The organism is Serratia sp. BIGb0163 (genome assembly GCF_024809935.1).
Classification (GTDB): Bacteria; Pseudomonadota; Gammaproteobacteria; order Enterobacterales; family Enterobacteriaceae; genus Serratia; species Serratia quinivorans.
In genome coordinates this window covers 140,662-154,530 of sequence record NZ_JANUDZ010000009.1, presented here as the reverse complement: position 1 = coordinate 154,530, position 13,869 = coordinate 140,662, and the positions used below count along the sequence as shown (strand labels likewise).

Annotated in this window: 13 protein-coding genes and 1 tRNA gene; 12 read left to right on the top strand and 2 right to left on the bottom strand. The window is 54.6% G+C overall.

Features of this window, described 5'->3' with window-relative positions; translation table 11 throughout:
• Positions 1-107 precede the first annotated feature (107 nt).
• The 5 genes from sdhE (at position 108) to creD (ending at position 4,334) form a co-directional block, all read left to right on the top strand.
• A complete protein-coding gene (gene sdhE / locus M2406_RS23615; RefSeq protein WP_012146600.1) occupies positions 108-374 on the top strand; it encodes an FAD assembly factor SdhE in 267 nt (88 codons plus the stop codon).
• Positions 355-777, top strand: coding sequence for a protein YgfX (locus tag M2406_RS23610; protein WP_012146599.1), 423 nt, complete (start codon positions 355-357; stop codon positions 775-777). Before sdhE ends, M2406_RS23610 begins: the two co-directional genes overlap by 20 nt.
• On the top strand, positions 777-1,472 hold the full coding sequence (gene creB, locus M2406_RS23605; RefSeq protein WP_012146598.1) for a two-component system response regulator CreB: 696 nt from the start codon (positions 777-779) through the stop codon (positions 1,470-1,472). The genes M2406_RS23610 and creB overlap by 1 nt, the downstream gene beginning before the upstream one ends.
• Complete coding sequence (gene creC / locus M2406_RS23600) at positions 1,469-2,887, top strand: two-component system sensor histidine kinase CreC (protein ID WP_259191603.1); 1,419 nt, start codon at positions 1,469-1,471, stop codon at positions 2,885-2,887. Before creB ends, creC begins: the two co-directional genes overlap by 4 nt.
• Positions 2,888-2,969: 82 nt before the next feature.
• Positions 2,970-4,334: a cell envelope integrity protein CreD gene (creD, locus tag M2406_RS23595; protein WP_012146596.1), complete on the top strand. Its 1,365-nt coding sequence runs from the start codon at positions 2,970-2,972 to the stop codon at positions 4,332-4,334.
• Positions 4,335-4,370: 36 nt separating this feature from the next.
• On the opposite strand, the gene fldB is transcribed toward creD, so the two are convergent.
• Complete coding sequence (gene fldB, locus M2406_RS23590; RefSeq protein ID WP_017893855.1) at positions 4,371-4,889, bottom strand: flavodoxin FldB; 519 nt, start codon at positions 4,887-4,889, stop codon at positions 4,371-4,373.
• Between the two features lie 107 nt (positions 4,890-4,996).
• On the opposite strand from fldB, the gene xerD reads away from it, so the two are divergent.
• From xerD to M2406_RS23560, 6 genes are all read left to right on the top strand, one after another.
• A complete protein-coding gene (xerD, locus tag M2406_RS23585; RefSeq protein WP_112363198.1) occupies positions 4,997-5,896 on the top strand; it encodes a site-specific tyrosine recombinase XerD in 900 nt (299 codons plus the stop codon).
• 27 nt (positions 5,897-5,923) lie between these two features.
• Entirely contained in the window at positions 5,924-6,640 is a 717-nt protein-coding gene (gene dsbC / locus M2406_RS23580; RefSeq protein ID WP_012146593.1) for a bifunctional protein-disulfide isomerase/oxidoreductase DsbC, read from the top strand.
• A 6-nt stretch (positions 6,641-6,646) separates the two neighbouring features.
• The gene (gene recJ / locus M2406_RS23575; protein WP_012146592.1) at positions 6,647-8,380 is read left to right on the top strand and encodes a single-stranded-DNA-specific exonuclease RecJ; all 1,734 of its coding nucleotides are present in this window, start codon (positions 6,647-6,649) and stop codon (positions 8,378-8,380) included.
• 166 nt (positions 8,381-8,546) lie between these two features.
• A protein-coding gene (prfB, locus tag M2406_RS23570; RefSeq protein WP_112363199.1) for a peptide chain release factor 2 occupies positions 8,547-9,645 on the top strand; the annotation gives its coding sequence in 2 pieces (ribosomal slippage) (positions 8,547-8,621 and positions 8,623-9,645; 1,098 coding nt in all).
• A 9-nt stretch (positions 9,646-9,654) separates the two neighbouring features.
• Entirely contained in the window at positions 9,655-11,172 is a 1,518-nt protein-coding gene (lysS, locus tag M2406_RS23565; RefSeq protein ID WP_012146591.1) for a lysine--tRNA ligase, read from the top strand.
• Between the two features lie 168 nt (positions 11,173-11,340).
• A tRNA-Gly gene (locus M2406_RS23560) sits at positions 11,341-11,414 on the top strand.
• A gap of 435 nt (positions 11,415-11,849) precedes the next feature.
• Here M2406_RS23560 and M2406_RS23555 read toward each other — a convergent pair.
• A complete protein-coding gene (locus tag M2406_RS23555) occupies positions 11,850-12,875 on the bottom strand; it encodes a DUF4062 domain-containing protein (RefSeq protein WP_259191602.1) in 1,026 nt (341 codons plus the stop codon).
• Between the two features lie 437 nt (positions 12,876-13,312).
• Between M2406_RS23555 and M2406_RS23550 the strand changes: the two genes are divergently transcribed.
• Positions 13,313-13,867: a recombinase family protein gene (locus M2406_RS23550; RefSeq protein ID WP_151415949.1), complete on the top strand. Its 555-nt coding sequence runs from the start codon at positions 13,313-13,315 to the stop codon at positions 13,865-13,867.
• The last annotated feature ends 2 nt before the right edge of the window (positions 13,868-13,869 follow it).

The following is a 13,869-nucleotide window of genomic DNA, read 5'->3' as shown; positions in this document are numbered from 1 at the left end:
ACAGATCTTTGGCTGATGGAATTATATCGCGCCGGTGTTGCCATACAGTGTGTCAGTTGAACCCTGCGATGGCGTTGCCACGCTGAAAAGAGGTTAGTCATAACAACATGGATATTAATAACAAAGCACGTATCCACTGGGCTTGTCGCCGCGGTATGCGTGAGCTGGACATCTCCATCATGCCCTTCTTCGAGTATGAATATGACCTGTTGAACGATACAGACAAAGCGCTGTTTATCCGTCTGCTGGAGTCTGACGATCCCGATCTCTTCAATTGGCTGATGAATCATGGCGCTCCGCAGGACAGTGAACTGCAGAGAATGGTGACACTGATCCAGACGCGAAATAAAGACCGTGGCCCAGTGGCGATGTGACGTCCGTATTTCCTGGCGCACCCAGTTATTTTCGCTGCTGACACATGGCGTATTGATCCTGCTGATCCTGATTTCGCCCTGGCCGGAAGGCTATGGCCCGATCTGGCTGGTGCTACTGACGCTGGTGGTGTTTGAGTGCATTCGCAGCCAAAAGCGTATTGCGTCGCGGCAGGGTGAGCTGCGCCTGCTGGAGAACCAACGCCTGGGTTGGCATGGGCAGGAGTGGCAACTGCTAAAGCAGCCCTGGATGCCACGTTACGGCATTCTGTTGACCTTACAGCCGGTGGGAGGCAAAAAGCGCCGTCGGCTGTGGCTGGCTTCCGACTCCATGGCTAAAGCCGACTGGCGGCAGTTGCGCCAACGGTTGCTGTATCCGCCCGCCAGTGATGACGAGGAGCCCTGATGAAGCCGACGCTCTGGCTGGTGGAAGATGAACCCAGCATTGCCGATACGCTGATTTATACCCTGGAAAGCGAAGGCTTTCAGGTGCGCTGGTTCGAACGCGGTGAACCGGCATTACAGGCGTTGGCGCAAGGGGCACCTGCGCTGGCGATCCTCGATGTTGGTCTGCCGGACATCAATGGTTTTGAACTCTGCCGCCGGTTGTTATCGCAGTCGGCGGATTTGCCTATTTTATTTCTCACCGCCCGCAGCGATGAGCTTGATCGCCTGATAGGGTTGGAAATCGGTGCCGATGATTACGTCGCCAAACCCTTTTCCCCGCGAGAAGTCAGCGCCCGGGTGCGCACTATTCTGCGCCGTTTGCAAAAACAGCAGCGCCTGCAGCAGCCGGCTCTGTATCAATTCGGCCCTTTCAGCCTGGACGAACAGGCCGCGGCCATCCATTACCATCAGCAGCCGCTGCTGCTGACCCGTTACGAATTTTTGCTGTTGAAAACGCTGTTGCTGGCGCCCGGCCGGGTATTTTCACGCCAGCAACTGATGGAAAGCGTCTGGGCGCTGGCCGAAGAAAGCCTGGATCGCACCGTCGACACCCATATCAAAACGCTGCGTGCCAAGCTGCGCGCCATCGATCCCGCTGAACCGCCGATCCACACTCATCGCGGCCTCGGCTACAGCGTGAGCCGCCAGCCATGAGAATAGGCCTACGCCTGCTGTTGGGGTACTTCCTGATTGTGGCGGTGGCGGGCTATTTCGTACTGAGCATTTTCGTGCAGGAAGTGAAACCCGGCGTGCGGCGCGCTACCGAAGGCACACTGGTGGACACTGCCAACCTGCTGGCGCAGATTGCACGTCTGGACATGCAGCGCGCCGACGTAGCGCACGGGCAACTGGCGCAGGCGTTCTCTCAACTCAATCAACGCCCCATTGGCGCCAATATTGCCGGCATCCGCAAGGATCGCAGCGAATATCACGTTTATCTTACCGATCAAAACGGCAAGGTCATTTTTGATTCCAGCGGCAAGGCGCTCGGCCAGGACTACTCACGCTGGAATGACGTTTATCTGACGCTGCTTGGCCAGTACGGCGCACGCAGCACGCGCAGCGATCCGCAGGATGAAAACAGCTCGGTGATGTATGTTGCCGCGCCGGTCATGGAGCAGGGGAAAATTATCGGTGTGCTGAGCGTCGGTAAACCTAACAGCACCATGGTACCGGTAATCAAGCGCAGCGAACGCCGTATTCTGTGGGCCGGTGCGCTGCTGTTGGGCATTGCCTTGCTGATTGGCCTGGGCTTTGTCTGGTGGATCAACCGCTCGATTGGGCGGCTGGTGTACTACGCCGACGGCGTGGCGCAGGGAAAAAGTGTGCCGTTGCCGAAGATGGGCGGCCACGAATTGACCCAGTTGGCGCAGGCGCTGGACAGCATGCGGGTGAAGCTGGAGGGCAAGGCTTACATCGAACAGTATGTACATACCCTGACCCACGAACTGAAAAGCCCGTTGGCGGCGATCCGCGGTGCGGCCGAGCTGTTGCAGGAACAGCCACCTCCGGCCACCGCCCAGCGTTTTCTGACCAATATCGAACAGCAGAGTGCGCGCATTCAGCAACTGGTGGATAAATTGCTGGTGCAGGCGCGGCTGGAGAGCCGGCCGGTCCTGGAACTTGTGCCACTGGCAATGGCGACGCTGGTGCGTCAGGCTGTGGCAGGCAAAGAGGCGCAGGCAGCGCGGCGTAGCGTTTTGCTACAGGTTGAAGGAGTGGAAGATATTACCCTGAACGGCGATGGACTGCTGATTAGCCAGGCGCTGACCAACCTGCTGGACAACGCACTGGACTTCACCCCGGTTGGCGGCAGCATCAAGGTGCGCGGTGAGCGCCATGAGGGCCACTATCAGGTCACCGTTAGTGACGACGGCAGCGGCATTCCGGATTATGCACTGGATAAAGTGTTCGAGCGTTTCTATTCTCTGGCCCGATCGGATAAGCCGAAAAGCAGCGGTCTGGGGCTGAATTTTGTGCAGGAAGTGGCGCGCTTGCACCGTGGCAGTATCCAGTTGAGCAACCGTCAGCCGCACGGCGTGACCGCTATTTTCACCTTATCGCTCTGACTTCACCGTCCCTTCACATAACCACATTCTGCTTTCACCCGAGGGCATTATCGTGACTCCATTACCTACATGGAGCGCGGCGATGATGAAATCGATACTGTTTTGGAAAATAACCACTCTGCTGGGACTAATGATTTTAATGATTATCCCGGTAACGATGTTAATGAATGTGATTGATGAGCGCAGCGGCTACCGCCAGAGCGTGGTTGGGCAGGTCAGTGAAAGCACCAGCCGGGCGCAGCGCATTTTGGGGCCGCTGATCGTCATCCCTTACAGCGAGCGGGAGGAGAAGACGGATGACAAGGGGCAGAAGGTGGTGCAGATAGTTCGGCATCATCGCTATCTGCTGCCCGAGACGTTGCAGGTCAGCGGCAAGCCGAACGTGGAGGTGCGCAAGCTGGGCATTTACCAGACTCAGGTCTATCAGGGACCGTTGCAGTTTAAGGTGAAGTTTGGCCAGCCGGATGTGACAGACCTGCAACGCAGCAATGTCGTGATTGGCCAGCCGTTCCTGCTGGTTTCGCTGAGCGATTCACGCGGCATCAAGAGCATCTCGCCGCTTAGCAGCGCAGAGTCTCAAACGGTGTTTGAACCGGGTACCCAGGTAAACGTGTTACCTCAGGGTATTCATGCACCGCTGACGCTGCCCGCATTGCAAAAAGCGGGGCTGGATGCCGAGTTCACCCTGACGCTGGCCGGCACCAGCAGCCTGTCACTGGTACCGCTCGGGCGTAGCAGCGAATTGACGTTGCAGAGTAATTGGCCACACCCGAATTTCCTCGGTAACTTCTTGCCGGACGAACGCAAGGTGACGGAAAAAGGCTTCAGTGCCCGCTGGCGCAGCACCTGGTTTGCCAACAACATCAACAGCGCTTTCCATTACGACGACGAAATTCTTGGCGAAGACAAGTTGCCAACCTTCAGCACCAGCCTGATTGAACCGGTCGATCACTATCAACTGACCGAACGCGCGGTGAAGTATGCGGTGCTGTTTATCGGCCTGACATTTATGGCGTTCTTCCTGTTCGAAACCCTGACCGGCCTGCGGGTACACCCGATTCAGTACCTGCTGGTCGGCACGGCACTGGTGCTGTTCTACCTGATCCTGCTGGCATTCTCCGAGCATTTTGGCTTCGCCACCGCTTATCTGCTGGCCAGCATCGCCTGCAGTGGGTTGATCGCCTTTTACCTCAGCGCGGTACTGCGTGGCAGGCTGCGGGGGGCGCTGTTCGCGGCCAGTCTGTTGATGTTGTATGGCGTGCTGTATCTGTTGCTGCAGTCGGAAGATAACGCGTTGGTGCTGGGGGCAGGGCTGTTGTTCGCTATTTTGGCGGGAATTATGCTGCTGACGCGTAAATTGGACTGGTATCAGGTGGCCGATCCGGCGCGCTTGAACGGAGAAACGCCAACCGGCGCGGAGGAGAGCCGCTTCCGGTTGTGGAAATAAGCATCGGACTGGGCGCGGCTACCGCGCCCACGGGCATTACAGCAGGGGTTCCATCTCCAGCAGGATCTGTTCGCACCACTGTTGCAGACGTTCTTCGCTCATGTCGTATTGGTTCACATCATCGAGCGCCAGGCCAACAAAGTGTTTGCCGTCGGCGCTTAGCGGTTTCGGGCTGGTGAATTCGAAGCCGTCGATCGGCCAGAAACCAATAAACTGTACGCCCAGTGGGGCAATGTGATCGTGCAACATGCCGAGTGCATCGAGGAACCATTCGCCATAGCCGAGTTGATCGCCCATGCCATACATGGCGACAATTTTCCCCTGGAGATCCAGCGTGGTCAGCTGTGGCCAAATCGCTTCCCAGTCTTCCTGAAGCTCACCGAAATCCCAGGTTGGCATGCCGAGGATCAGGATGGAGTACTCTTCCATCAGCTTGGGGGAAACGTCTTTCAGGTTGTGCAGGTCGACCAGGTCTTCACCTAAAATCTCACGGATTTTTTCTGCCGCCATCTCGGTGTAGCAGGTGCTGGAGCCGTAAAACAGACCAATCTTCATGTGTAAACCGTTTATATTGCCGTAGGTAGAATTGCAGCGAGTATACCCGATTTGTCCCGGCTTAAGGCATAATGCCTGTGGCATAAACGTAACAAAGAGAGGACCGCGTGCAACAGCAAGAGAGTGCGTTGATTGAGCAATTCCTGGATGCGCTGTGGCTCGAACGTAATCTGGCAGAAAATACGCTGGCCTCTTACCGATTGGATTTGCAGGCGCTGGGTGCCTGGCTGAATCAGAAAAATACCTCGCTGTTACAGGCACAGGCGCTGGATTTACAGGCGTTTCTCGCCGATCGGGTGGAGGGAGGATATAAAGCGACCAGCTCCGCACGTTTGCTGAGCGCCATGCGCCGTCTGTTCCAATACCTGTATCGCGAAAATATGCGTAGCGACGATCCCACGGCACTGCTGGCTTCGCCGAAGTTGCCGCAGCGCCTGCCGAAAGACTTGAGCGAAGCGCAGGTCGATGCGCTGCTGAAGGCGCCCTGTGTCGATCAGCCGCTGGAGCTGCGTGACAAGGCGATGCTGGAAGTGCTGTACGCTACCGGGCTGCGCGTCTCCGAACTGGTCGGGCTGACCATCAGCGATGTCAGCCTGCGTCAGGGCGTGGTACGGGTGATAGGTAAAGGCAACAAGGAACGACTGGTGCCGCTGGGTGAAGAAGCGGTGTACTGGATAGAAAATTATCTGGAGCACGGCCGCCCGTGGATGGTCAACGGCCAGGCGCTGGACGTCTTGTTCCCCAGCAACCGCAGCCAGCAAATGACCCGACAGACATTCTGGCATCGCATCAAACACTATGCGATCCTAGCGGGCATTGACAGCGAGAGGCTGTCGCCGCACGTGTTGCGCCACGCGTTTGCCACCCATTTGCTGAACCATGGGGCCGATCTCCGTGTCGTACAGATGTTATTGGGGCATAGCGACCTCTCGACCACACAAATTTACACGCATGTAGCGACCGAAAGACTTAAACAGCTACATCAACAGCACCACCCGCGTGCCTGACACGCCGGGTTCAAAAGGATTGGAAGAATGAAGAAAGGTTTAATGCTGCTCTCTATGCTGGTGGCTTCAGTGACCGGCGCGGCCCATGCCGACGACGCGGCAATTCAAAAAGCACTTGGCAGCCTGGGCATTCAGCAGGCGGACGTGCAGCCTTCACCGGTGAACGGCCTGAAAACCGTATTGACCGATAGCGGCGTGCTGTACGTGACCGAAGACGGCAAACACATTCTGCAAGGCCCGCTGTACGACGTGAGTGGCAAAGAGCCGGTTAACGTCACCAACCAACTGCTGACCGGCAAGCTGGAAGCGCTGAAAGATCAGATGATCGTCTACAAAGCGCCAAAGCAGAAACACGTGATCACCGTGTTCACCGACATCACCTGTGGCTATTGCCACAAGCTGCACCAGCAGATGAAAGAATATAACGATCTGGGCATTACCGTCCGTTACCTGGCGTTCCCGCGTCAGGGGCTAAATTCCCAGGCCGAAAAAGACATGCAGTCAATCTGGTGTACCGCCGACAAGGCCAAGGCCTTCGATACCGCCATGAAAGGCGACGCGGTTTCTCCGGCGACCTGTAAAACCGATATCAGCAAACACTATGCGCTCGGCGTGCAGTTCGGTATTCAGGGCACCCCGGCGATCATTCTGGAAAACGGCATGATGATCCCAGGGTATCAGGGGCCAAAAGAGATGGCCGCCATGCTGGACGCGCATCAGACCGCAACCAAAACCGGTGGTTAATCGCCGGTGAGCATCAAAACACAACTACGCCGCCGTGCGGCGACGGACGACAGCCATTTGCCAGCCAGCCTGCACCCGCTGTTGCGCCGTTTATATGCGCTGCGCGGCGTTCAGGCTGAGCAGGAATTGGAACGCAGCGTCAAAGGCATGCTGCCGTGGCAGCAGTTGGATGGCATTGACACCGCCGTTGGCATTCTGCAACAGGCGCTGGCGGCGAGTCGCCGCATCATGGTGGTGGGGGACTTCGACGCTGATGGCGCCACCAGTACTGCGTTGACGGTGTTGGCGCTGCGCAGCATGGGCGGCAGTGCGGTCGATTATCTGGTGCCGAATCGTTTTGAGGACGGCTACGGCCTGAGTCCCGAAGTGGTCGAACAGGCGGCGACGCGCGGTGCCGAATTGATCCTCACGGTGGATAACGGCATCTCTTCCCATGCGGGAGTGGACGTGGCCCACGCCAAAGGCATGCAGGTGCTGGTGACTGACCACCACCTGCCGGGGGAAACCCTGCCGGCGGCGGAAGCGATCGTCAACCCGAACCTGCGCGGCTGTGAGTTCCCTTCCAAATCCCTGGCCGGCGTCGGTGTGGCTTTTTATCTGATGCTGGCGCTGCGTGCGCGGCTGCGTGACAGCGGCTGGTTCGAACAACGTGCGCTGGCGATGCCGAACCTGGCGGAACTGCTGGATCTGGTCGCGCTCGGTACGGTGGCGGACGTGGTGCCACTCGACGCCAACAACCGCATTCTGGTGTACCAGGGCCTGAACCGCATCCGCGCCGGTAAATGCCGGCCGGGCATCCGGGCGCTGCTGGAAGTGGCTAATCGTGATGCACGTCAGCTGGCGGCCAACGATCTCGGCTTTGCGCTGGGGCCGCGGCTCAACGCCGCCGGGCGGCTGGATGATATGTCGATCGGCGTGGCCTTGTTGTTGAGTGATGACATCGCGCAGGCGCGTATGTTGGCTAACGATCTTGATGCGCTCAATCTGACACGGCGTGAGATTGAACAGGGCATGCAGGTTGAAGCTCTGCAGCTGTGCGACGAACTCGAGCGCAGCAGCACCGCCTTGCCATACGGGCTGGCGATGTATCATCCGGAGTGGCATCAGGGCGTGGTGGGGATTCTGGCCTCACGTATCAAGGAGCGCTTCCATCGCCCGGTGATAGCCTTTGCACCGGCCGGTGAGGGCATTCTTAAAGGTTCGGGCCGTTCGATAGCCGGTCTGCACATGCGTGATGCGCTGGAGCGGTTGGATACGCTGAATCCGGGGTTGATGATGAAGTTCGGTGGTCATGCCATGGCGGCCGGGCTGTCGCTGGAAGAGAGCAAATTCGACGAGTTCCGCCAGCGCTTTGGCGATCTGGTGGGTGAATGGCTCGATCCGGCGATGCTGGAAGGGGTGATTTGGTCTGACGGCGAACTGGCGATGCAGGAACTTTCGCTCGAAACGGCGGAGCTGTTGCGCGAGGGCGGCCCCTGGGGCCAGGCGTTCCCGGAACCGACCTTCGATGGCACATTCCGCATCCTGCAGCAGCGGCTGGTGGGCGAGAAACACCTGAAACTGATGGTGGAACCGCTTGGCGGCGGCCCGCTGCTGGACGGTATCGCGTTCAATGTCGATACCACCCTGTGGCCCGACAGCAGCGTGCGCGAAGTGGAGCTGGCCTACAAGCTCGACGTCAACGAGTTCCGTGGCAACCGTAACGTGCAGTTACTGATCCAGCACCTCTGGCCGCGTTGATTTGTGGTTGCTTTATCCCGGGGTTTGCTCTGCCAAATCCCGGCAAGTTTTCTTCCCCCACAAAAACTAACCAACCGGCTATAAACTGACGCCTGGATCCGCTAGAATTACCGGTTCCAATGGCATTTCGCCATCGACGACATCAACGTAAAAGAACGCAAAAAACATGTTTGAAATTAACCCGGTAAAAAACCGAATTCAGGACCTGTCCGTGCGGACTGCCGTTCTTAGGGGGTATCTTTGACTATGATGCCAAGAAAGAACGCCTAGAAGAAGTTAACGCAGAGCTGGAACAACCTGACGTTTGGAACGAACCCGAGCGCGCACAGGCGCTGGGTAAAGAGCGCGCAGCGCTTGAAGCCATCGTTGAAACCATCGATCAGCTGGAGCAGGGCGGCGAAGACGTCTCTGGCCTGCTGGAATTGGCGATTGAAGCCGACGATGAAGAAACCTTTAACGAAGCCGTCGTTGAGCTTGATCAACTGTCTGCCAAGCTTGAGCAATTAGAATTCCGTCGTATGTTCTCTGGTGAATACGACAGTGCTGATTGCTACCTGGACATCCAGGCGGGTTCCGGCGGCACCGAAGCACAGGACTGGGCCAGCATGTTGCTGCGCATGTACCTGCGCTGGGCCGAGGCCAAAGGCTTCAAGACCGAAGTGATTGAAGAGTCCGACGGCGACGTGGCAGGGTTGAAGTCCGCCACCATCAAGATCATCGGTGACTATGCGTTCGGCTGGTTGCGTACTGAAACCGGCGTACATCGCCTGGTGCGCAAGAGCCCGTTCGACTCCGGCGGCCGTCGTCATACCTCGTTCAGTTCGGTGTTTATCTACCCGGAAGTGGACGACGATATCGATATCGACATCAACCCGGCGGATTTGCGTATAGACGTTTACCGCGCCTCGGGTGCGGGTGGTCAGCACGTGAACAAAACTGAGTCGGCGGTGCGTATTACCCACTTGCCGACCAACATCGTAGTGCAGTGTCAGAATGACCGTTCTCAGCATAAGAACAAGGATCAAGCGTTTAAACAGCTGCGAGCCAAGCTGTACGAGTTTGAGATGCAAAAGAAAAATGCTGATAAACAGATGATGGAAGACAACAAGTCCGATATCGGGTGGGGCAGCCAAATCCGCTCTTACGTGCTGGATGACGCCCGAATCAAGGATTTGCGCACTAACGTTGAAACGCGCAACACGCAGGCCGTATTAGATGGCGACCTGGATAAATTCATTGAGGCAAGTTTGAAAGCCGGGTTATAAGGAACAGAAATGTCTGAGCAACAACCACAAGGCGCCGAACAGGCGCTGGATCTCAATAACGAGTTGCAGTCACGCCGTGAAAAACTGGCTGCGCTGCGCGAGAACGGCATTGCGTTCCCGAATGATTTCCGTCGCGACACCACGTCCGACAAGCTGCACGCTGCGTACGGCGATAAAGACAACGAAGAGCTGGAAGCACTGGGTGTAGAAGTCACCGTTGCCGGCCGTATGATGACCCGCCGTATCATGGGCAAGGCATCCTTTGTCACGCTGCAAGACGTTGGTGGCCGCATCCAGTTGTACGTCGCCCGCGACGATCTGGCGGAAGGCGTTTACAACGAAGAATTCAAGAAGTGGGACCTGGGTGACATCCTTGGCGCACGCGGCAAGCTGTTCAAAACCAAGACGGGTGAACTGTCTATCCACTGCACCGAACTGCGCCTGTTGACCAAGGCACTGCGCCCGCTGCCGGACAAGTTCCACGGCCTGGCCGATCAGGAAACCCGCTATCGTCAGCGTTACCTGGATCTGATTGCCAATGACGAATCGCGCAAGACCTTCCAGGTGCGTTCTCAGATCATGGCGGCGATGCGTAACTTCATGGTGGAACGCGGCTTCATGGAAGTCGAAACCCCTATGATGCAGGTGATCCCGGGTGGCGCTTCTGCTCGTCCATTCGTGACTCACCACAATGCGCTGGACATCGATATGTACCTGCGTATTGCCCCAGAGCTGTACCTGAAGCGTCTGGTGGTAGGTGGCTTCGAGCGCGTGTTCGAAATCAACCGTAACTTCCGTAACGAAGGCGTTTCTCCGCGTCATAACCCAGAGTTCACCATGATGGAACTCTATATGGCTTACGCGGATTACAAAGATCTGATCGAACTGACCGAGTCGCTGTTCCGCACCCTGACCCAGAACGTGCTGGGTAATACTCAGGTGCAGTACGGTGATGAAGTGTTCGACTTCGGCAAGCCGTTCGTGAAGCTGACCATGACCGAGGCGATCAAAAAATACCGTCCGGAAACCGATCTGGCTGACCTGGCTGATATGGGCAAAGCGGTGGCTATCGCTGAATCCATCGGCATCAAGGTTGAGAAGAGCTGGGGTCTGGGCCGCGTAGTGACCGAGATCTTCGAAGAAGTGGCGGAGAGCCATCTGATTCAGCCGACTTTCATCACTGAATACCCGGCCGAAGTTTCACCGCTGGCGCGCCGTAACGACGTTAACCCGGAAATCACTGACCGCTTTGAGTTCTTCATCGGCGGCCGTGAAATCGGCAACGGCTTCTCCGAGCTGAATGACGCAGAAGACCAGGCGCAGCGTTTTGCTGACCAGGCTAATGCGAAAGACGCAGGTGATGACGAAGCCATGTTCTACGACGAAGACTACGTCACCGCGCTGGAGCACGGCCTGCCACCAACCGCAGGTCTGGGCATCGGTATCGACCGTATGGTGATGCTGTTCACTAACAGCCACACCATTCGCGACGTGATTCTGTTCCCGGCAATGCGCCCGCAGAAATAACTTCGCAGTAATGAATATCAACCGGCGCAGGTCTCTGTGCCGGTTTTTTTTCGTCTCATGAGTGAGGATAGAGCCTATTATCGCTAACTGCTTAAAACATCAGCAGTTACGCGTTATCTCCGCTTGCCCGGCAGGGATAACCGGTTATAATGGCAGCCGCACACCGATGCGGGTGTAGTTCAATGGTAGAACGGCAGCTTCCCAAGCTGCATACGAGGGTTCGATTCCCTTCACCCGCTCCAATCCTTTCTGTTAGTACCTTTTCGGTAAAAATCAGCAAGTTAAGAAGTGGTTGAATGTTCAGGTACCTACAAAGGTATCACAAGGAATTGCCCATCGCTGTTGTGGCTTGGTGTGTGGTTCTGGGAGCATATCAAACCGCTGGCGGTCGTTCTACTGTCTTACCGCGATAGCTTAACAAGAACAGCATGCCGTGCCAGCGGCTCTAAACTCTCCCAAAACATAATACATCGCAGCATTCAGCCCCGATGCCCCTTTACAGGGATAAACAGGCTCAAGTGATACGCACCGGTAGCGAAAGATCCGGCTCTATCTCCGGCTGGCCCACGGTTCCTTTAGGATGCACGGGCGACCTGATAACGATGATGTGCTATGAAAATCTGATGATGTCGCTGACGCTCCGCTGCTTAGGTATCACTAACCGGGGCTTTATGGTTTTATTCACCCGAGTTTACTTGTGTTTGATTTTTGATCGTTCTAATCCTGAGCATTTCACTTTTTCCTGAGTCAGTAAGAATCCAAAATAGAGCCATATTTCCTGTCGTTGTTTTAAGGGATTGTATGCTAATTAATTCATAGGCTTGAAGTTGGATACCGATCGTTTTCAAATCTTGTGATACTACTGATGGGTTGGTTCCACCCTTACCGATTTTCTGTTGCGCTGATTTTGCTATTAAATTAGATACTTTACTCTCTGCCATATACTCAGATAAATAAGGGGATATAACATAAAAAATCTCTTTCCATGACATTTCTACATCCCACTCTCTATATCCTGCCTTGCTATATTTTTGAGCGTCATAATGTGATGTACATGCAAAGTTGAACGAGCTTTCAATATCAGCCAAGTTTAGACTTTCTGATTCTCTTTTGTTACTTTTAATATTGAGAAGTTCATTTTTCAAATGCTCATATTCTTTCTGTAGTTTTATCATATCCCGCAGGTCAGACTCATTACCTAAATTATTGGCGCGAACCCAACCTATTGCCGGATAAGTTTTTATAGTTTTTGTCATGCTTAAAGCTACTAATCCGGGGAGGTCTTTTGCGGTTGCCCATGTTTTTCGGAGCCTGCCTGTGGAAGCCTTCTCAATGAATAACTCTAACTTATTTCGTAATTCCTCATTGATATCAGATTTGGCAACTGGTAGCGCTGAGCGATCTTCATGAGTTAATACAACTATTTTTATACCTTTCGAAACAGCATAGTCGAATTCTTTTTCTGTATAGCTAAGTCCATCTTCCGCTACGGAACCATAACGACCACCAATAATAAGTAGGTAATAATCACAGTCGTCAATGATTTTCTTTATAAACTCCCATTGTTCCTCATCAATTGCCGGGAATAGTTCCATTCCTGCTGGTATGCAGTCCATTTCCATTAGTGTTTGAATTACGTTGCTGCGCTCTTCTTTCAAATCAGTAAAGGTAGAACTTACAAAAACCTGATATCTCTTATCCATATGATTTACCTGTGGTATGACGTTGATTATATATCGAAATATTGTATGATAATTTATTGGAACATTCTATGTGCAACTAAATTTTATTATACTCATGGAAGCCCCTCCCTCCATCGACCCACGGTCACTAGTCCCCCGTACCCGTCTGTTATACGCGTGCCGAACGCGGGGAGGGGTAGGCTAACCATTCCTCATACCTATAACGTCCTGTACCGATCCCTGTGGCCTTTTCCTCAGAAGCCTCAATTACATTGACGAGCGTTTGTAACGCCGCTGCATGCCTTACAGATCGCAGCATCGCATAAGCAGGTATCATTTGAGTATTACCTACTGATACTGCGTGACTACGTATCTGTTTAGTCTCAAATACGCTATTGCATAACTCAAAAGATACAGTATCATTCTGGTCATTAATAAAAGACTAGGGAGAGGTATGTATGAGCTGTAAAACCTTCGGGTATGCACGTGTATCAACAAAAGATCAGAATCCCGACCGGCAAACACTAGCGCTGGTTGATTGTGATGAGATACTGCTGGACAGGGTAAGTGGAAAGAACACCGACCGGCCAGAGCTGGCTAAACTCCGTGGGATGGTTCGTGCCGGAGATACTGTGCGGGTGAAGTCCGTAGACCGTTTGGCACGTAATACAAAGGATTTGCTGGAACTGCTGGAAGAGTTCACCGCGAAAGGAGTCAGCGTGTCATTCATCGATAATAGTATGACGTTTGATAATAGCCCGACGAGTAAGTTTATGATTACTATGCTGGGTGCTGTGGGAGAGTTGGAACGCAGTTTTATCCGACAGCGGCAGAATGAAGGCATTGCAGCAGCCAAGGAGCGGGGAGCTTTCAAGGGCCGCCAGAAGGATGATGAACTGCGGGAGAAAATACACAGATATATCCGGCTAGGCACCCACAGCAATGATGACATCATCAAGCTGGTTGGTTGCGGTCGGGCGACTTTTTACCGTATAAAAAAGGAATTTAGTTAGTA

Bases quoted from the DNA above. Each gene is read 5' to 3' on its own strand.
- creB (WP_012146598.1), top strand. From the start codon at position 777: ATGAAGCCGACGCTCTGGCTGGTGGAAGATGAACCCAGCATTGCCGAT.
- M2406_RS23550 (WP_151415949.1), top strand. From the start codon at position 13,313: ATGAGCTGTAAAACCTTCGGGTATGCACGTGTATCAACAAAAGATCAG.
- lysS (WP_012146591.1), top strand. From the start codon at position 9,655: ATGTCTGAGCAACAACCACAAGGCGCCGAACAGGCGCTGGATCTCAAT.
- fldB (WP_017893855.1), bottom strand. From the start codon at position 4,889: ATGAAGATTGGTCTGTTTTACGGCTCCAGCACCTGCTACACCGAGATG.
- dsbC (WP_012146593.1), top strand. From the start codon at position 5,924: ATGAAGAAAGGTTTAATGCTGCTCTCTATGCTGGTGGCTTCAGTGACC.
- creC (WP_259191603.1), top strand. From the start codon at position 1,469: ATGAGAATAGGCCTACGCCTGCTGTTGGGGTACTTCCTGATTGTGGCG.
- creD (WP_012146596.1), top strand. From the start codon at position 2,970: ATGATGAAATCGATACTGTTTTGGAAAATAACCACTCTGCTGGGACTA.
- M2406_RS23555 (WP_259191602.1), bottom strand. From the start codon at position 12,875: ATGGATAAGAGATATCAGGTTTTTGTAAGTTCTACCTTTACTGATTTG.
- sdhE (WP_012146600.1), top strand. From the start codon at position 108: ATGGATATTAATAACAAAGCACGTATCCACTGGGCTTGTCGCCGCGGT.